16 protein-coding genes and 1 tRNA gene are annotated in these 18,802 nt (G+C 44.0%); 12 read left to right on the forward strand and 5 right to left on the reverse strand.

All coding sequences use genetic code 11. The features are described from left to right. The first annotated feature begins 82 nt into the window (after window positions 1-82). From JGK36_RS28890 to JGK36_RS28925, 8 genes are all read left to right on the forward strand, one after another. Window positions 83-1,297 (forward strand): ABC transporter permease subunit, encoded by a 1,215-nt coding sequence (locus JGK36_RS28890; RefSeq protein WP_293198807.1) that lies wholly within the window; start codon window positions 83-85, stop codon window positions 1,295-1,297. An 87-nt stretch (window positions 1,298-1,384) separates the two neighbouring features. Next, entirely contained in the window at window positions 1,385-1,993 is a 609-nt protein-coding gene (locus tag JGK36_RS28895; RefSeq protein WP_293186316.1) for a hypothetical protein, read from the forward strand. A 19-nt stretch (window positions 1,994-2,012) separates the two neighbouring features. Next, the gene (locus JGK36_RS28900; RefSeq protein WP_293186315.1) at window positions 2,013-3,245 is read left to right on the forward strand and encodes an amino acid ABC transporter permease; all 1,233 of its coding nucleotides are present in this window, start codon (window positions 2,013-2,015) and stop codon (window positions 3,243-3,245) included. A 161-nt stretch (window positions 3,246-3,406) separates the two neighbouring features. Then, window positions 3,407-4,159, forward strand: a complete 753-nt coding sequence (locus JGK36_RS28905) for an amino acid ABC transporter ATP-binding protein (protein WP_293186314.1) — start codon at window positions 3,407-3,409, stop codon at window positions 4,157-4,159. A gap of 365 nt (window positions 4,160-4,524) precedes the next feature. Further along, window positions 4,525-6,543 carry an excinuclease ABC subunit UvrC gene (uvrC, locus tag JGK36_RS28910; RefSeq protein WP_293198809.1) on the forward strand — a complete coding sequence of 673 codons (2,019 nt, stop codon included), beginning with the start codon at window positions 4,525-4,527 and terminating at the stop codon, window positions 6,541-6,543. Between the two features lie 138 nt (window positions 6,544-6,681). After that, a tRNA-Gly gene (locus JGK36_RS28915) sits at window positions 6,682-6,752 on the forward strand. 385 nt (window positions 6,753-7,137) lie between these two features. After that, entirely contained in the window at window positions 7,138-7,815 is a 678-nt protein-coding gene (locus JGK36_RS28920; protein WP_293198811.1) for an actin-binding WH2 domain-containing protein, read from the forward strand. A 29-nt stretch (window positions 7,816-7,844) separates the two neighbouring features. Beyond that, window positions 7,845-8,552, forward strand: a complete 708-nt coding sequence (locus tag JGK36_RS28925; RefSeq protein WP_293198813.1) for a hypothetical protein — start codon at window positions 7,845-7,847, stop codon at window positions 8,550-8,552. Window positions 8,553-8,670: 118 nt separating this feature from the next. Here JGK36_RS28925 and mutS read toward each other — a convergent pair whose 3' ends face one another. After that, the gene (gene mutS, locus JGK36_RS28930; protein ID WP_293198835.1) at window positions 8,671-11,298 is read right to left on the reverse strand and encodes a DNA mismatch repair protein MutS; all 2,628 of its coding nucleotides are present in this window, start codon (window positions 11,296-11,298) and stop codon (window positions 8,671-8,673) included. Window positions 11,299-12,012: 714 nt separating this feature from the next. On the opposite strand from mutS, the gene JGK36_RS28935 reads away from it, so the two are divergent. Continuing rightward, window positions 12,013-12,201, forward strand: coding sequence for a hypothetical protein (locus JGK36_RS28935; protein ID WP_363319140.1), 189 nt, complete (start codon window positions 12,013-12,015; stop codon window positions 12,199-12,201). Window positions 12,202-12,228: 27 nt separating this feature from the next. Further along, the gene (locus JGK36_RS28940) at window positions 12,229-12,444 is read left to right on the forward strand and encodes an acetyltransferase (protein WP_293186305.1); all 216 of its coding nucleotides are present in this window, start codon (window positions 12,229-12,231) and stop codon (window positions 12,442-12,444) included. Window positions 12,445-12,974: 530 nt separating this feature from the next. Here the strand turns inward: JGK36_RS28940 and JGK36_RS28945 are convergent. Continuing rightward, window positions 12,975-14,144 (reverse strand): AAA family ATPase, encoded by a 1,170-nt coding sequence (locus JGK36_RS28945; protein ID WP_293198815.1) that lies wholly within the window; start codon window positions 14,142-14,144, stop codon window positions 12,975-12,977. A gap of 82 nt (window positions 14,145-14,226) precedes the next feature. Then, window positions 14,227-15,015 (reverse strand): RNA ligase family protein, encoded by a 789-nt coding sequence (locus tag JGK36_RS28950; protein ID WP_293198817.1) that lies wholly within the window; start codon window positions 15,013-15,015, stop codon window positions 14,227-14,229. 144 nt (window positions 15,016-15,159) lie between these two features. On the opposite strand from JGK36_RS28950, the gene JGK36_RS28955 reads away from it, so the two are divergent. Both JGK36_RS28955 and JGK36_RS28960 read left to right on the forward strand, forming a co-directional pair. Then, window positions 15,160-16,029, forward strand: coding sequence for a prohibitin family protein (locus JGK36_RS28955; protein ID WP_293198819.1), 870 nt, complete (start codon window positions 15,160-15,162; stop codon window positions 16,027-16,029). 236 nt (window positions 16,030-16,265) lie between these two features. Further along, on the forward strand, window positions 16,266-16,685 hold the full coding sequence (locus tag JGK36_RS28960) for a peptidylprolyl isomerase (protein ID WP_293198821.1): 420 nt from the start codon (window positions 16,266-16,268) through the stop codon (window positions 16,683-16,685). 71 nt (window positions 16,686-16,756) lie between these two features. On the opposite strand, the gene JGK36_RS28965 is transcribed toward JGK36_RS28960, so the two are convergent. Then, complete coding sequence (locus JGK36_RS28965; protein ID WP_293198823.1) at window positions 16,757-17,902, reverse strand: restriction endonuclease; 1,146 nt, start codon at window positions 17,900-17,902, stop codon at window positions 16,757-16,759. Window positions 17,903-17,906: 4 nt separating this feature from the next. After that, the gene (gene yhdJ, locus JGK36_RS28970) at window positions 17,907-18,758 is read right to left on the reverse strand and encodes an adenine-specific DNA-methyltransferase (RefSeq protein WP_293186295.1); all 852 of its coding nucleotides are present in this window, start codon (window positions 18,756-18,758) and stop codon (window positions 17,907-17,909) included. Window positions 18,759-18,802 lie beyond the last annotated feature (44 nt).

An 18,802-nucleotide genomic window follows, 5' to 3' on the forward strand; every position in this document is an offset into this window, starting at 1 on the left:
GCGCTCTTAGGTACGTAGTTGCGCTTCAGCGCTCTTAGGTACACAACATACGCAGCAGATTGAATGAAATATAATTTAAGTTATGAACACAGAACCTCAACCGGGCAAATCCGAGAAATCATTCAAAATTAAAGATATATCAACACTGCTGCGGGACGATCGCTTCTGGAAAATAACCGGACAGGCGATCGCCCTAATTTTAGTAATAACAGTCATCGCTATTCTTTGGGACAACCTCACCGCCAATTACGCGCAACTAGGAATTGCATTTGGATTTGACTTTCTCAATTCCCAAGCATCCTTCGACATCGGCGAAAGCGTAATTCCCTACAGTCCCGAAAACAGTTACAGACAAGCTTATTTGGTCGGATTAATCAACACGCTGCGGGTAATGGGCCTGGGGATTGTTTTCGCAACAATTGCGGGTTTGACTGTAGGAATTGCCCGCCTTTCCGACAATTGGATCTTGCGTAATTTAGCAGCTTTGTACGTGGAGATTTTGAGGAATACACCGTTATTGCTGCAATTATTTTTCTGGTATTTTGCAGTATTCATTTCCATGCCAAAACTGGAAGACAATCAACAGATGCGCGGCCCGATTTACTTGACAAATCGCGGGATTGCTGTACCTTGGCCTGCGCCTTTGCCAGGTTTTGAGATTTGGTTGATTTTGTTAACTGTGGGAGTTTTGGCTGCGGCGGGGCTGTGGATGTGGCGGGCGCGGGTGATGGTGGAAGAAGCGAAGCCGGGAAGACAGTTGTTTTGGGCTGCTGGTGCGATCGGCATAAGTGCAATCTTAGCTTTGATTATCACCCAAAATCTGCCTTTCCGACTAGATTTTCCCCGCCTGACACCAGCATTGCAACTCGAAGGAGGATTAAAATTAACTCCAGAATTTGCAGCCCTAGTGACAGGACTCAGCTTGTATACTGGCAGTTACATTGCAGAAATTGTCCGCGGCGGAATTCAGTCAGTCTCGCGAGGCCAATGGGAAGCGGGAAAGTCTTTGGGACTTAAATCTGGAACCCTGATGCGGATGGTAATTGTGCCGCAAGCTTTGCGGGTAATTGTGCCGCCGTTAACCAGTCAGTATCTGAATTTAGCGAAGAATTCGAGTTTAGCCGTGGCGGTGGCTTATCCCGACGTTTACTTTGTGGTGGGTTCTCCGACGTTGAATCAGACCGGAAGGGCGATCGAAACAATGCTAATTATCATGGTAACATACCTAACAATTAGTTTGATAGTTTCTCTGTTTATGAATTGGTACAATCACACGGTACAAATTAAGGAAAGGTAAATAACAGTTGACAGTTGACAGTTGACAGTTGACAGTGGATAGCGAAGTCAAAAGTTAAGTTTATTATAATCTGGAACTAAAGTTGAAATGACTTACAGAGATTTTAACTTAAAAACAGTAACAAAAAAATTCGGTTTGACGATTAGCGATCGCATCAATATGTTCTCTCCTGTGCCAGAATTAGAACCAAGTCCCTTACTTGTAGAAATTCTCAAAGAGAACGCAGGCATTGCCTTAAGCAGCAATACTGACAAGTCTCGCTCGTCCATGATAACCGCACCGATTTTAATCGAACTTAGAAAACTGTTTAACCATCAAATTGGTCTTTTTTGTGGAATAGATTTTACAGTTGATGCCGAAAAAGGATTAGCTGGAAATTGCGATTTTTTGATTAGTCGTTCTTCATACTTATTAATGCTTACCGAACCAGTAATTGCGATCGTAGAAGCACAAAACGAAGATATTAATGCAAGCTTGGGGCCATGTGTAGCCCAAATGTTAGCAGCTAGAATATTTAACGAATGCGAAGGCAACACAAATGCAACAATAAATTATGGGGCTGTTACTAGCGGCCAAACCTGGAGATTCTTAAGACTCAAAGAACAAGTAATTGAAATTGACTTGACAGAATATTACGTAACAGATGTCAAGAAAATATTAGGAATATTAGCAAGTGCAATTCAGCAAGCAATCTAAAATCTAACATCTAAAATACATGGAAACAACCCCCGTACTGCCGCCTCCCGCCACCGAATCGCCCACCCCTTGGAATTGGGCGCGCAAAAACCTATTTAGTACCTGGTACAACAGCATTCTGACAATAGTTTGCTTAATTGTCGCCTTCCAAACAGTTAAAGGAATTATCGTTTGGGCCACAACAAAAGCTAAATGGCGCGTGTTAGAAGCAAACTTGCCACTATTTTTTGTGGGCAGATTTCCCAGCGAATCCTACTGGCGGCTGTGGATAGTAGCCGGAATAATTGCCTTATTGGGAGGTTTAACTTGGGGAAATATTCAGCGAGATGAACGTCTTTGGAATCCGCCTACACTGATTTTACTCGGTGCTGCCGTTGTTGGTGCGGTCATTACGCCGATCGACCTTACCTCTCGCTTCTACCTCTTAGGAATTATTATCGCAACCGCCGCCAGCTATGTCGCCGCGAGACAAATTAATCCCAACCCCCCCCAACCCCCCCTTGGTAAGGGGGGGCGAGGGGGGGTTAGCTGGATACCCGGAATTTGGGCTCTTTCCTTCCCGCTGATTCTGTGGCTAATTAAAGGCGGATTAGGTTTGACAGAAGTCTCGACAAATGACTGGGGCGGTTTAGTGCTGACGCTGTTTTTAGCAATTATTAGCATTGTGCTTTCATTTCCCCTGGGAGTATTGCTTGCCCTCGGGAGACAAAGTTCTTTGCCAGTCGTCAAACTGCTGTCAACATTGTACATTGAAATAGTGCGCGGCTTGCCTTTAATTGGCATTTTGTTTTTAGGTCAAGTCATGCTGCAATTATTCTTACCGCCGGAATATCCCAAATTGGATAGAGTGATTCGAGCGATCGCCGGATTAACATTATTCAGTGCGGCATACTTGGCTGAAAACGTGCGCGGCGGTTTGCAGGCTGTGCCCAGAGGACAAATAGAAGCAGCAAGGTCGATCGGGCTAAACACACCACTATTGACCATTCTGATTGTACTACCTCAAGCACTGCGAACAGTCATTCCGGCGATCGGCGGTCAATTCATCGGATTATTCATGGATACATCCCTGCTATCGCTATTTGGAATGTTAGAATTAATCGGCATATCCCGCGCCGTTTTAGCAAATCCATCCTACATCGGCAGGTACGCCGAAGTTTACATATTCGTCGGCATCATCTATTGGGTATTTTGCTACTCAATGTCACTGGCCAGCCGCAAAATAGAGAAAAGTTTAGAAAAAAGTCATTAGTCCACAGTCTGTAGGGGCGGGTTCACCAACAAAATAGAACTCCCAACCCAAATATATATAAACCCGCCCTCCCAACCCAAATATATATAAACCCCCCCTCCACTGAAGTAGTCAACAGTCATCAGGCAATAATTATTCGTCATTATTTAAAGGAGAAAATTATGCAAGATACACTAACAGTTCCCGAAACAGTAATCGTCGCAGAAAACGTCCACAAATGGTACGGACAATTTCACGTACTGCGCGGCGTCAGCATGAACGTGAACCGAGGCGAAGTCGTCGTCGTGATGGGCCCTTCAGGTTCCGGCAAATCCACGTTTATCCGCACTTTTAACGCTTTAGAAGCCTATCAGCAAGGCAAAATTACGATCGACGGAATCGAACTTTCCCACGACTTGCGAAACATCGAAAAAATTCGCCAGGAAGTAGGAATGGTGTTTCAGCAATTCAACCTATTTCCCCACCTATCAGTCCTGCAAAACGTCATGCTAGCGCCCGTATGGGTGCGCCGCTGGCCGAAGAAAAAAGCAGAAGAAGTAGCAATGCAACTGTTAGAAAGAGTCGGGATTTTGTCCCAAGCCCAAAAATATCCCGGACAATTATCTGGCGGACAGCAGCAGCGGGTTGCTATTGCACGTTCCCTAGCAATGCAGCCGAAAATCATGCTATTTGACGAACCGACATCAGCATTAGACCCGGAAATGGTGCGGGAAGTTTTAGATGTCATGCGAAATTTAGCGCAAACAGGAATTACAATGGTAGTGGTGACTCACGAAGTCGGATTTGCGCGCGAAGTTGCCGATCGCATTGTGTTGATGGACGGCGGCGTTTTAGTGGAAGAAGCGAAGCCAGAAGAGTTTTTTCAGAACCCGAAGGAAGAACGCACACGCAAGTTTCTATCTCAGATATTGTAAACAGAACTTACGTCATTATAGGTTAGTAGTGAGGACTTTAGTCCGCATCCCATCAGAAAACTAAACTCATCATTAAAAACCAGAGAGTGAGGTTCGTAGTGAGGACTTTAGTCCGCATCCAATCAGAAGACTAAACTCATCATTAAAAACATTAATAGGTTCGTAGTGAGGACTTTAGTCCGCATAAGATCAGAGGACTAAACTCATAATTAAAAACCAGAGAGTGAGGTTCGTAGTGAGGACTTCAGTCCGCATAAGATCAGAGGACTAAAGTCCTCACTACGAACCGTTATTTGTGATTCATTCCCTTGACTTGGATAACAGCGTTAGAATAGTAGATATAAGTCATAAAATCTCAAATTTATATGCCGTCCACAAAAACGCTGCCACTAATTAAAGATGCAGAACGCCTAGAAAGCCGCCTCAAAGAAATTCCGGCAGTTCCTGGTGTATACTTAATGCGCGACGAGAGCGATCGCATCCTGTACATCGGCAAATCCAAAAAACTCCGAAACCGAGTCCGTTCCTACTTCCGCGAAAGCCAAAACCTCAGTCCCCGCATCGCGATGATGGTACAGCAAGTGCGCGAAATCGAATTCATCGCCACCGACACAGAAGCCGAAGCTTTGGCCTTAGAAGCAAACCTCGTAAAACAGCACCAACCTCACTTTAATGTCCTCCTCAAAGATGATAAAAAATATCCTTATTTGTGCATAACTTGGTCGGAAAAATACCCGCGCATTTTCATCACCCGCAAACGCCGCGCGGGTAGTGCGAAAGACCGCTACTACGGCCCCTACGTCGATACAGGGGCGCTGCGGAGTACGCTGCATTTGATTAAGCGGATTTTCCCCTTGCGACAGCGCCCTCAACCGCTATTTAAAGACCGTCCCTGTCTGAACTACGATATCGGCCGCTGCGTCGGTGTTTGTCAAGGGTTAATGTCTGCGGAAGATTACCAAAAAATCATCCAAAAGGTAGCCATGATTTTCCAGGGAAGGACTCAGGAATTGCTGGATATTCTGGAACCACAAATGGAACAAGCAGCCGAAGATTTGAACTTTGAAACTGCGGCCAGGATTCGCGACCAAATTAAGGGTTTGCAATCTTTGAGCGCGGGTCAAAAAGTGTCTTTACCAGATGATACCGTTTCCAGGGATGCGATCGCCCTGGCAGCAGACACGCAGCACGCCTGCATTCAATTATTCCAGATTCGTGCAGGTCAATTAGTCGGCAGACTGGGCTTTATGGCGGAGATACCCAGGGCGGGCACGGGGGCACCGCCCCTACATTCCTGGGAAGAAGAATTATCTCAACCTTCTCTTACCTCCCCCCCAAGGCTTGGGGGAGTAGAGGCCGGGGCGATTTTGCAGCGAGTTTTGGAGGAACATTATCAAAATGTCGAAGCCGTAGAAATTCCCAGCGAAATTTCTGTGCAGTACGACTTACCAGAAGGCGAAATATTAGCAGATTGGTTGAGCAACCGCAAGGGGCGAAAAGTGACGATTTTGACTCCGCAGCGCCAAACTAAGGCGGAGTTAATTGAGATGGTGGAACGCAATGCTGAGTATGAATTGGCGAGAATGCAACGATTGAGCGATCGCAATTCTCAAGCAATGCAAGATTTAGCCGAAATTCTCGATTTACCAGAAATGCCGCACCGCATAGAAGGTTACGATATTTCTCACATTCAAGGTTCGGATACGGTAGCTTCCCGTGTCGTATTTATCGACGGTTTACCAGCCAATCAACACTACCGCCACTACAAAATTAAAAATCCTGAAATAAAATCCGGTCATTCTGACGACTTTGCTAGTTTAGCAGAAGTTATCGGCAGACGATTTAGGATCAAAGAAGCAGAAGGAAACAGCAAGAAGCAAGATGAATTTAGCGAGTTAGCAGAAGCGGAAGCAGTCAGTAATTTGTCTTCAGTTTCTCCTAATATTGCTGACAAACCGGATTTGATTATGATAGACGGCGGCAAAGGTCAACTGTCAGCAGTTGTGGCTGTTTTGCGGGAGATGAATTTGCTAGATGAGTTGCGAGTTGTGAGTTTGGCGAAGCAGCGAGAAGAGATTTTTTTGCCGGGGGAATCTTTGCCGCTGCCAACTAATTCTGAGCAACCGGGTGTACAATTACTGCGGCGGGTGCGGGATGAGGCGCACAGGTTTGCTGTGAGTTTTCACCGAGATCAAAGAAGTCAGAGAATGAAGCGATCGCGCTTAGATGAGATTCCGGGGTTGGGACACCACCGACAAAAACTATTGTTAGCGCATTTTCGGTCGATCGACTACCTGCGTTTAGCAACTCCCGAACAGTTGGCGGAAGTTTCTGGGATTGGCCCGCGTCTGGCGCAGCAAATCTACGCTTATTTCCATCCGTAAAGCCTTTAGTAGCGTGGAAGAGGGGATTTGGGAGGCTACGAGTCCCTATTCAACCACTTTCAAGGAGAACTTGAGAAATTTTGCACGGGCCTATTGCAATTCTCAGAAGCTTGTGGTATGTTTAGGTTCTGTGTGAATGCGGGTGTAGTTTAGTGGTAAAACTTTAGCCTTCCAAGCTAACTATGCGGGTTCGATTCCCGCCACCCGCTTATTAAACAAAAAGCCTCAAACCAACGAGAAATCAACGGTTTGGGGTTTTTTATTGCCGATTTTTTGGCTGGGTGGGGCGTCAAAAAGACTAGAAATTGGATACAAATTGACGACAAAACGACCAAACTGAGTATCAAGTGACTGCCCGATCGCCCTTTTTGAACACAATTTGACTAGAATTTGAATACAATTTGACTAGAAATATCCAGCCGAGAGTCAATAGCGGTGTGGCGTGCATGGAACCCTAGATAATGGGAGTTGTCTGAGTCCCGTATCTGGAAGAATAATCGGTTAACATAGAGTGCCTCCAGTTGGCAAGATTGTCGATCGCACTCAGCTTGAGTTATGACTGATTCGGAGTCGCATCAGTCACAAGGAGAACCCGTGAAATATTTTTCAGTAGTAATGTATTTGCTGCGGGAACGGCAACAATTTCTCGAAGAAATTCGCGACGGTGTTAAGCTCAAATCTAAAATTTTTGGTTTGTTAATTTCCAGTACCATATTTTTTGGGATTTACGGAGCGATATTAGGCGCATCTAGTACGTGGATGCAATGTCTGGTTTCAGCAATCAAGCTGCCAGCGCTTTACTTACTGACGCTGATTATCTGCTTTCCTACACTGTACTTTTTTAATGTCATGTTTGGTTCAAAACGAACTTTTGAACAGTATTTGACATTGTTGATGACAGCAATGGCGATGATTAGCGTTTTGCTGTTTGGATTTGCACCTGTCAGCCTATTTTTTCTGATCAGCAGTACCAATTACAATTTTTATCTGCTGCTAAATGTTGCTATCATGGCAATCACAGGATTTTTGGGGGTCAGCTTCATTTATCAAGGAATGCACTTTCTGTCCGAACAAGATGCGGAAGGAAAAGACATCAGGCTAAATATTTTGCGGTTTTGGTTGGGACTGTATGCGTTTGTGGGCAGTCAGTTGGGATGGACGCTGAGACCGTTTTTTGGCGCACCGGGACAAGCTTTTCAACTGTTCCGAAGCCGAGACAGCAATTTTTATATGAGTCTGTGGGATTCAATTAGGTCTCTGGGAGGATTTTAATTAATGCTAATTTAAGGAGATTTGCCCTAGTGATACAAGCGGATTTGGATGAGTTGATAATTCCTGAAAAGGAGTTGGAAGATTTGAGCGGAATAGCTTTGAGCGACGGTTTTTCAGGGAATTTTTATCGCCCTGCTACACTCCGGGACGGCAAAAATCTGTTTGCTCTTTTGTTGCACGAGTTGCTGATATTTTGCGTGACGCTTGTTGTCTCGCTCCCGGTTGCTTTGCTGGCCAATAGAAATCAAGTTGGTTTTAGCGATGCTGAGATATTTGTCCGGGTTTTACAAATAACTTTGGGTTTGTCCCTGGCGATTACTGTTGTTTGGAATGTCTATAAATGGGTAAAAGCAAAGCCTTTAGCAACCCTGGCGGGTCTCTTGGATGAAGTTGAGAAGTATCATGAGGTGATTAAGGCTTTAGATATTATCGATCGCCTAACGGCTGCTGGCAATTTACAAGCCAATTTAATTAATCGACAAGATGCAATTGAGGCCTTAAAAATTACTAGAGAAAGTTTAGTCTGTGCTTTGAAAACAGAGAGAATTATCAGGGAAAATCAGAAATTTATTGGTCGCCGTTACGAGTTATTTGCTAATATTGAAAGTAATTTAGCTGCTTTGATGGCGCTGGATGTGAGCGATCGCGCGAGCGAATACGGCCGGTTGCTAAATGAGGCTCTGGAAATTGGGATGAGCGTGCACAAAGAGGTAAGAAAGTTGCAAAATGGCAAATAATTTGAAGTATGTTGTTGCGCTTTAGCGCTCTTTCATGTATATACAGAAAGAGCGCTGAAGCGCAACAACGTACCTTTATTGAATCTGTAGGAACTACGAACCTTTTTTGGGGACAATTTTAATCGTCAAATATATCCAACTGTTGTCCCTCCGACTCTTTTTTACCATCTTTCTTAACACCCTTCCGCAGCCCGATCGCAATTTTGCTATGTTTCTCAATCTGCTTCATCACCTGTCTCGCCCTGTCAATCACCGACGGCGGTAAACCAGCCAATCTCCCCGCTTCAATGCCGTAGGACTTATCAGCACCGCCGGGGTGAACTTCGTGCAAAAATACGATTTGATCCGGCAATTCCTTTACAGTCACCTGATAATTGGCCACATTATCCAAAATAGAAGCTAACTCATTTAACTCGTGATAGTGAGTCGCAAAAATCGTCCGCGCGCGAATCTCGCTGGCTAAATATTCTGCCACAGACCAAGCAATCGAAAGCCCGTCAAACGTTGCCGTTCCCCTACCAATTTCATCCAACAAAACCAATGATTTCGGCGTCGCGTGATTGAGAATATTGGCAGTTTCGTTCATTTCTACCATAAACGTAGACTGACCGGTTGCTAAATCGTCCACGGCGCCGACACGGGTAAAAATGCGATCGCAAATTCCCAAAGTCGCAGCCTTCGCCGGGACAAAACTGCCCATCTGCGCCATTAACTGGATCAAACCAACCTGGCGCAAATAACAACTCTTGCCGCTAGCATTCGGCCCAGTTAAAATAATTAAATCTGGGCGACTTAGCGCTGCTTCCCGACCCAAAAAAGCCGAATTCGGGACAAAAAATCCCGGCGGTAAAGACTTTTCCACCACCGGATGACAACCTTCAATAATTTTAATTTCCCGACTTTCTGTCATCATCGGGCGACAGTAATCTTGATAAACCGCTACTTCCGCCAAACCGCACAAAATATCCGCCGCCGCCACCGCGCGGGAAACGTTGCGAATAATTTCGGCGTGTTCTCCTACCTCCGATCGCAATTTCGCAAAAATATCGTACTCCAAGTGATTTAAATCTTCCCGCGCCGTCAGAATTCGCACTTCCCTTTCTTTTAATTCTTCTGTGCTGTAGCGTTCTTCATTGGTGAGAGTTTGCTTGCGGGTGTAGTCGTTCGGTACTTGGTCAACTTTCGATTTGGTAATGCTGATGTAATAGCCGAAAGCTTTATTGTAGCCGACTTTTAAATTAGAAATTCCGGTGCGTTGCCGTTCGTTAGCCTCTAAACGGGCAATCCATTCTTGATCGGCTGATGCAGTGTGGCGCATCTTATCAAGCATGGGATTAATGCCCGATCGAATCAAACCTCCTTCTTTTAAATGAATCGGCGGTTCCTCAACTAAATAAGCGTGAATTTGAGTTGCTAACTCTTCTAAAATGGGCGGGACATTTTGCAGCGCTTTTAAATAGGGCGAGATTCCTTCAGTTGCGATCGCCGCCAGTTGGGGTAATTTTGAGAGAGAATCGGCTAAAGCGACCAAATCCCGAGCGCTAGCGGTTCCAGAACCCGCGCGCCCCGTGAGTCTTTCGATGTCGTAAATTTGGCGCAGCAACTGCTGCAAATCTTGGCGCAGCGGATTGTTTTCTACTAATTCTTGAATCGTATCGTGGCGGGCGCAAATACCTTTAATGCTGAGCAAAGGTTGCAGCACCCAGCGGCGCAAAGCGCGGCCTCCCATGGCGGTGCTGGTTTTGTCTATAGCCCACAGCAGCGAACCGTGAAACACGCCATCTCTGACTGTTTGAGTAATTTCGAGATTGCGGCGGGTTTGATAGTCCAGTGTCAGAAAATCGGTGAGTGTGTAAGTGTGCAATCTTTGCAAAGCAACTGCTTTTTCTTTTTGAGTTTCTTCGAGATATTGCAGCAAACCGCCGGCGGCGCGCACTGCGAGGGAAAGGTGCGCGCATCCGAGGCCTTCGAGCGATCGCACTTTGAACTTTTGCAGGATTCGCTGTTTTGCTTCGGACAAAGTAAACGGGATTTGCGATCGCAAAGAATAGCAAAACGAATTCGGCAAACAATCGGGTAAATGCTCGGATTTCTCTCCGGGTCTCAACATCGTCACCAAATCCGGCGCATTAGTCGGAACCAGGACTTCCGAAGGCTGCAAACGGAGCAATTCTAATGTTAATTGTTCTAAACTGTCGGCTTGGGTAGTGACGAATTCTCCCGTAGAAATATCAGTATAAGCCAATCCCCAATGTTCCCCAGCGATGACGACTGCTGCTAAAAAGTTATTTTGTCGGGGTTTGAGCATTCCATCATCCGTCAAAGTTCCTGGAGTGAGAATGCGGGTGATTTCGCGCTTGACTTGGCGGCCTTCGCGGGCGGCGATCGAGGCATCTTCAACTTGGTCGCAAACTACTACAGCATAGCCTTTTTCTACTAACACAGAAGTATAGCGATCGAGGGCGTGATGCGGCACTCCTGTCATCGGCACTCGACCGATTTCTTTGCCGCTTTCTTTGCTAGTGCAAACAAGTTCTAATTCCCGCGAAATCGTCACTGCATCTTGAAAAAAACACTCAAAAAAATCTCCGACTCGAAACAATAAAAGTGCGTGGGGATACTGTTCTTTCACTTCCACATACCGCTGCATCATCGGCGTCAGCTTAGTGAATTCTAATAGGCGGTGGTCGGCATTGGGGATGTTGGCTTGACTGGGGTCTGTTGGGGTAGATGCAGTGTAAGGCATAAAAGGCGATCGATAAATTTTGATCTTTAACAACTTTAGCGCAAGCTCGGCTTTTAGCTATAGCTAATGATACAATTTTTGACGATTAATCCTCCTCCAGCAGGGTGCGCGATTCTCAAGATGCGAGCCCAGTTATATGGTTCGTAGTGCCGTTCGTAGTGCCGTTCGTAGTGCGGACTTCAGTCCGCTCTTATCCTGCGGACTGAAGTCCGCACTACAAACCGCGCGTGCGGTTAATCGAGCGGACACGATATGAGAGAGCAGCGACTGGCGATCGCCAAAAACAACCTCAGCCATCCCTGTTAGCTGTTAAAACAATAATGCTAAATTTATTGCAATTTACTCTGGGATAAACTCTACCTTTTTTACAACTTAAAACAGCCGAAAGATAGATTTATAAATTATACCTCGGATAGAGAGATGCCACATCTTATATGCTTAAAATTAAAGCATCCAGCCAAGTGATTTAGCTGCGGAGTAAATTTAAGATTTAGAATCAAAAATCTGGGAGTTAAGTAGAGGAGAACACAATAATGAAAGCTCTTTGCTGGCACGGAGCAAATGACGTGCGAGTTGATAATAGACATCTTGCAAAAATAGGGAGTTGCTGATTCACGGTATGAAAGGCTAATATGCCAGTCAGAGAAACCAGTATCGACAAAGCTTGGGGATTTTCAACTGATTTTTTTCATACCCTGATTAAGCAACGCCGGCTTGACCATCAAAATGGGACAGACGCACGTTCACCGCTATTTGCGCCCTTTGCTCGATCGCGTTCAAAAAGGCGAAATTGACCCAACTTTCGTGATTACGCACCGTATGAAATTGGATCGATCGCCCGACGCTTACGAGATTTTCAAACACAAAAAAGACAAGTGCATCAAAGTTGTTCTCAAACCATAATTCACCATTAATTCACAAGGAGAAACTATGCTTTTACAAGAAAAAGAATCCGGCGACTTGATAGAAATCATCGATATCGCGACTTTAGTCAGCCCTACAAAAACAGAGGTGGGCGGCAAAAGTCAAGCAGGTGAAGAGGAGCAAGAGCCGACTACTTTTGAGAAGAATAAATTGGTTTTTCCCTCCGGTGAAGTCCTGCCGCGCTGCTGGACAGAGGAAAATTATAAAACTCAAGGTTCGTAGTAGGGACTTCAGCCCTCGATTGACTCATTAAGTCTTGGACGCAACTGTCACCTTAATAAAGGTACGTAGTTGCGCTTCAGCGCTCTTTGCTTATATCTATGAAAGAGCGCTGAAGCGCAACTACGTACCTAAGAAAGATTTGAGTCCCTGATTTGTTAATTATTTAAGGACTTAAGTCCTTACTACAAACGAGATTTTTGCAATAATTATTGTCATCACTAACAGCCAATAAGTTATGGAATTGCAAGCAGTAATTCTCGATGTTGACAAGCGAATTTCACAGGTGGTACTCGCCACGTGATTTATCCGTGGAATCAATCCCAAATCGAAAATCGAAAATCCTCTCTTCCCCCGAATTTATCCGTGGGGTCGCCTCTAAAATCTAAAATCGCACTCTCATACTCAGCAAAGATGCTCACGCTCAAGCTTGGGTAGAGGCGTTTGCTGCTTACGGATACGAGGTGCCTTTTGAGAAAGTTCGCCCGCTAATTGGGATGGGAGGCGACCAACTTATACCTACTAACATTTGATTAAAAGGACTTTTGCAAGAAGTCTACAATCCACTCTACCTGATGCGCTTCCGTGCGATCGGGAATGTCGAGGCGATTAGCCAATCGTTGAATGGCTGCTTCTGGGACTGCTGCTGTGCGCGATCGATTCCGCCGCAATACTTCTTGTAGGGGAACTTCCAGGTAAACAATCCGAATACGCGCTTGATAACCAGCAAAGAAATTAATTAATTGCTGGCGCATTTGTTTAGTCGTATTGGTGGCATTCCACACAAAAGAACGTCCCGATTTCATGTATTTCCGCGCACGATTTTTAGCTTCTACGATGACATTTCCGGGAGTTCGATCGGGATGAACGTTCATCTCTTTTCGCAGCGCATCCAAGGAAATAACAGGCCAATTGGGTAGATTTTCTTTAATCCAATAATCTTTACCGCTTCCGGGTAATCCCGACATCAAAACAACTTCGCATCGAGTATCATCAAATGCTTCATAATCGGGGTTTCCGTTGTCTTTGCGGAAGTAGATAAATCGGCTGTGGTCTGAGGCGAATTGTCGCGGAGAATCCAAACAATTATTTTCTTGACAAAACTCCCGAAATAGCTGTATTTTATCCAGAATTTCTTGTCTGTCGCTACACTCGCGGCCGCGCACGTCTGCTTCTGCTAAAAGTGCGAGGAAATCGCAGCGGACAACTTGACTGGCCTTAATTACAGACTGCTGCGGGTTGGGTTTGTCTAGCAGCCAGATGGGTAAACTGCCGAATTGGACGATCGCGCAAACAGTCTCCCGAATGATAAACTGCACCGGCGGGTCAAATTGAGCTAAAATTTGTCTGACCATCCTCGCACCTTGACGGGCGTGACCTTTCGAGCTAATTCTGCCATTTTCTTCTATCTTTGTAAAAGCAGGTTTTGCGACATCGTGCAGCAAAGCCGCAGCAAAAACCATTGAACGTTCTGGCGCAGAAAGCTGTCGCCACTTGGGGGAGGATATTAAGGCTTCGCAGACCATTTTGGTATGAATTAAGACATCACCTTCAGCGTGATAAATCGGATCTTGCTGGCATCCTTCTAAGTTTTGAATCCAATCGAAATGATTGTAAATGCTTTCCCAATCTAGGAACCAATCGGGCGGTTCTGGACAAAAGGGAAAAGTCCAAGTTGCAGAGTGTGATAATAAAGCAGTCATAGTTTCACCTATTTATTAATAACGCAATTTCTTCGTCCGCGGAGGCGGACATTGTTTGTGTAGCAGTTTCAACCGCCGACTCTTAGCTAAAATTAAATAAATCAGCACCCGGACGCAAAATATTCGGTACAATCGGGCGATTCAACCAATGTCCCTCCGCATTTTTAATCGCAGTCAAAAAGCTAGCGCGCACGTACTTATAACGCGCCTTGACAATTCCATCTGCTTCGACTTTAATATACAGACCCTCCATAACATCACTATTATCAGTCTCCTTCCAACAGCGCTCTTCATCCAATCCCAATTCCCGGCATTGCAAGCGCAACCGCTCCAAATGTCCCGGTTGAATAAAATTAGATTTGTCCATAAACTGCATCATGTGCTTGGGCGATTTTACCACTCCTGAAAAAAGAACAGGAACTGACACTAACGGCACTCCGCTTAACAACTGACGGCGGGCTTCTGTACTCAAAAACTGACTGGTTTCCAAGTCCAGCACGTCGTATTCCATAAAATAGTGTGGCAGAAAATCATAAAAAACTGTGTGTTTGGCATAAAGCCATTCGCCGTACAAAATATAACGATTTCCCAGCACTTCTCCCAGGACTCCGCTGAGACTGAAAGCCCACTGTTTGAATAAGTTAAAATGCTTTTCTCGCGGGCCGCCGGTGAGATAGTGGCCGCGACTTTGCAGCAGCATTTGCCCGTCTGGCGCGAAGCTGATGCCTGTATTGGCGCCGTCTACCTTTTCTTCGATAATTAAAGGGCGATCGGCAATAGCGCTAAAAGGCACGCTGTCGAGGTCTTCATCTCCCGGCTGGAAACGCGAACCTTCGATGTGATAAGTTCTAGGATATTTGACAATTTCCATAACCGATTTTATATTTGAGATTTTAGAGGCCAGCCAATTCATTAGACTAGATTGTAAAAGTCTTTTGAATCAAATTTTCGGACAATGATTTTCACAATAGGTATATTACCATTATAATAGATGTATCACAAAGGAGCGTATATTTTGAAAAGTCAAAGTTTCCAGAGCGTAACGTCAGCGATCGCTGGAATTCTATTAGTAGTCGCGCTACTCCTGGGCTTCAACTCTTTTGTTGTCATCAATCCAGGTGAAGCAGGGGTGGTTAGCATTTTAGGAAAAGCGACTGATGGAGCGTTGTTAGAGGGATTTCACTTCAGACCCCCGCTGATATCTAAGGTAGATGTCTACGATGTCACAGTGCAAAAATTTGAAGTTCCCGCCCAGAGTGCTACTAAAGACCTTCAGGATTTAAATGCTAGTTTTGCGATCAATTTTCGCCTCGATCCTGCCAAAGTAGTAGATGTCAGAAGGACTCAAGGAACTTTAGAGAATATAGTTTCTAAAATTATTGCTCCTCAGACGCAAGAAGCATTTAAAACAGCCGCTGCGCTGAGAACCGCCGAACAATCTATTACTCAAAGAAGCGAACTGAAACGAGACTTTGATAGTGCACTTAAGGAAAGGTTATCAAAGTATGATGTAATCGTGCTTGATACTAGCGTTGTTAACATTAGATTCTCCACAGATTTTGCGAAGGCGGTTGAGGAGAAACAGGTTGCTGAACAGCGGGCGCAAAGGGCTGTTTATGTTGCTCAAGAAGCTGAACAGCAGGCTCAAGCTGATATTAACCGCGCTCAAGGTAGGGCTGAAGCTCAAAGACTTTTGGCGGAAACTCTGAAGGCTCAAGGCGGCGATTTGGTTCTGCAAAAAGAGGCGATCGAAGCTTGGAGAAGCGGCGGCGCTCAGATGCCAAAGGTATTGGTTATGGGTAGCAATTCGAGTCGGGTTCCTTTCATTTTTAATATGAACGATATGCAGGAAGAACCCGATCGCCCAAAAGCGATCGACAATTAAAATAGCACTTACCCTCTGAAACCTTGTTTCTGGGAAAATGTTGGCTTTGCTAACCACAAATCTCGCCCGAAACCGGGTTTGCTCAGAAAGCCTGCCGAAGTCCTATGAGATTTGCCGGAGTATGCTACACTTCTGAAAGTCAAAATATAGCGACAGCTTAAAACCTTTCGCTATTAAACCAAAGTCCGCAATTAAAACGCAGACAGCACACTCATTTTAGGAAGCAAGGAGAAATTATGACCCGCGCTATTATGGAAACCGACAAAGGTACAATCAATTTAGAACTGTTCGATGCGGATGCGCCGAATACAGTGAAAAATTTTGTTGACTTGGCGGAAAAAGGTTTTTACGACGGACTATTGTTTCACCGAGTCATTCCTAACTTTATGGTTCAAGGCGGCTGTCCCAAAGGCACTGGAATAGGCGGGCCCGGCTACAAAATCAAGTGTGAAATCAACTCAAACAAACATTTGGCAGGCACTTTATCGATGGCTCACGCAGGCCGCGATACGGGTGGGAGCCAATTCTTTATTTGCCATTCTCCCCAGTCTCATTTAGATGGAGTTCACACAACTTTTGGCAAAACTGAGGATATGTCTGTCGTGAATGCGATCCGCCAAGGCGACAAGATTATTTCGCTCAAAATCGAGCATTAATTTTCAGTAATTAGTGATGTTTGTAGTAAGGACTTTAGTCCTTATTGCAAACAATATTAGTTGAAATTGAATCATTCATCTTCGAGGGAAGTGTCTAACAGTTCAATTTCTAAATTTTCTTCATCATCCTCATAATTAAATTCCAATTTGCTCTGCTTGATAATTTCATTTAATATATTATTTAAATACCCTTTGGCAACAGCTTCTTCAAATCTGTCTATCAGAATAGCAACATTGATTATTTCTTCTATACATTCCATATAACGCGAGACGATCGCATTTATTGAATACTGTTTTCGAGCCTGCGCTTCAATTTTACGTCTAATCTCAATATCGGAATCTGAAGATTTAACTACAAATGTTATCGGATACCTTTCAATTTTATCAATGTCTAGGAAATATTTATTCATGTCTACAGTTTCTGTTACCTGAAAAAAACGTCCTAGAGGCTTCATTACAAAATCAATTCCGCCATCATTTGCATTTGTCCGACCTGTTTTAAACAGTTGTAAATTTTCTTGCTGGAGCCTATCAAGCTCATAACCCCAATAGATACATATGTCACTATAGTAGTATTTTAAGATACTGTAGCTGACTATCTCGAATATTCTAGCATCTACAGTTGGTGCAACTATTTGTTTGATAAATTGTATTACTTGCTTCTGGGTCAATGCTTGAGCCTCTTTACAAAGTTGAAGAAATTTTTCAAAGCTATCTCTCTTAGCTTCAACGTAGGCATCAATGATTTGAATTACTGTTTCTGCTATGTTATGTACATTTTCCTGAATTTTAACTTTTAATAAATTTTCGTTAAACCAATACCTGTTAGTTTTGGGATTTCTCAGAACTGGGATAAAGTCACAAGTAGGAAAATATCTTTTAAATTCTTCATTAAGCCTGTGGTTCAAAGCATGGTTTTGAAGCTTTTGTCCAAACGGTAATTCGCGCTGTCTCTTAAAAATATTTGTATAAACTGCACCTGCATAATCTGAATACATATCGCTTTGATGAAAACCTCTTAAAAAATAGTCTTCAACTAAAACATAGATAGCATATAAATTCGCAAAACTCCCTCTTGATTTTGAGCCTCTATTTGCAGATTTAGTTTTGATATTCAAATATTGAATTAGCTCGCTTCCAGTAAATATTTGCTCGCCAGACGCGCCCAAATTTTCTGCTAAAATTTGCTTGATTGTTTTAGTAAACTCGTGTTCCATTGAATCAAAGTTGTAAGTTAAGTGTTAACTGTGTGGGTGAAGTTTCACCAGGATTTATTTCCGATGTTTGCTGCTCTTTTTTGTCATTATAAGTAGCTTGTAACCTATTTAATCCTATTTCTACATACTTGTTTTGTAATTCTATTCCGATTGACTTTCTCTTAAGCTGTTTGGCAACAAATGATGTGGTAAAAGTCCCAGAAAATACGTCTAATACAACGTCTCCCTCATTACTACTTGCTTTGACAATTCGTTCTAACAAAGATGTTGGTTTTTGGGTAGGGTGATCTTCGTACTCAGGCATACGATATCTGACTCTCGGAAACTCCCATACATTACCTGGAACTTTTTGAGAATTATATACTGATGGTGTAGACTTGCGGTAATCAATTAGTTTTCTGACTGAGCCGGTTTTTGCCTCTACCAGAATATCGGAGGAATTAAATGTATAATTTCGTTTGTCTTTGACACAATATAAAATAGGTTCGTACAGAGAACCGTAGTATTTTTTTGCTTGGACTCCCGAACTGTCATAGTACCACACTATTCGTGAAAGAATTGTCAAACGATCGCGCAAATATAAATCGAAGTAAGGCATACATTGAGTTGAAGCCATCAGATACAAGCTGCCGTTGTGCTTGAGCTTATCAATACATAAATTCAACCAGGTATAACTCCATTCTAAATAATCGCTCTCTGATTCCCACTTGTCTTTAAAACCATTGAAGTCTTTGCCAATATTATAGGGAGGATCGGCAAAAATCAAATCGACTGAGTTGTCTTTAATTTCATGAGAAAGGACTTCTAACACATCTCCCAATATGAGCTTGTGTCTGTCTACTTCAAAGATTTTCATTTTGCCTAATCTTTTCCAATCAATACGTCATTTTGTCAGCTAGA

Source organism: Microcoleus sp. PH2017_35_SFW_U_B (assembly GCF_020737865.1).
Lineage (GTDB): Bacteria > Cyanobacteriota > Cyanobacteriia > Cyanobacteriales > Microcoleaceae > Microcoleus.

What these genes read in the sequence shown, in the direction of transcription:
- JGK36_RS28905 (WP_293186314.1), top strand. Translation starts at nt 3,407, where the DNA reads ATGCAAGATACACTAACAGTTCCCGAAACAGTAATCGTCGCAGAAAAC.
- mutS (WP_293198835.1), bottom strand. Translation starts at nt 11,298, where the DNA reads ATGCCTTACACTGCATCTACCCCAACAGACCCCAGTCAAGCCAACATC.
- JGK36_RS28945 (WP_293198815.1), bottom strand. Translation starts at nt 14,144, where the DNA reads ATGACTGCTTTATTATCACACTCTGCAACTTGGACTTTTCCCTTTTGT.
- JGK36_RS28895 (WP_293186316.1), top strand. Translation starts at nt 1,385, where the DNA reads ATGACTTACAGAGATTTTAACTTAAAAACAGTAACAAAAAAATTCGGT.
- uvrC (WP_293198809.1), top strand. Translation starts at nt 4,525, where the DNA reads ATGCCGTCCACAAAAACGCTGCCACTAATTAAAGATGCAGAACGCCTA.
- JGK36_RS28960 (WP_293198821.1), top strand. Translation starts at nt 16,266, where the DNA reads ATGACCCGCGCTATTATGGAAACCGACAAAGGTACAATCAATTTAGAA.
- JGK36_RS28940 (WP_293186305.1), top strand. Translation starts at nt 12,229, where the DNA reads ATGCTTTTACAAGAAAAAGAATCCGGCGACTTGATAGAAATCATCGAT.
- JGK36_RS28950 (WP_293198817.1), bottom strand. Translation starts at nt 15,015, where the DNA reads ATGGAAATTGTCAAATATCCTAGAACTTATCACATCGAAGGTTCGCGT.
- yhdJ (WP_293186295.1), bottom strand. Translation starts at nt 18,758, where the DNA reads ATGAAAATCTTTGAAGTAGACAGACACAAGCTCATATTGGGAGATGTG.
- JGK36_RS28890 (WP_293198807.1), top strand. Translation starts at nt 83, where the DNA reads ATGAACACAGAACCTCAACCGGGCAAATCCGAGAAATCATTCAAAATT.
- JGK36_RS28900 (WP_293186315.1), top strand. Translation starts at nt 2,013, where the DNA reads ATGGAAACAACCCCCGTACTGCCGCCTCCCGCCACCGAATCGCCCACC.
- JGK36_RS28965 (WP_293198823.1), bottom strand. Translation starts at nt 17,902, where the DNA reads ATGGAACACGAGTTTACTAAAACAATCAAGCAAATTTTAGCAGAAAAT.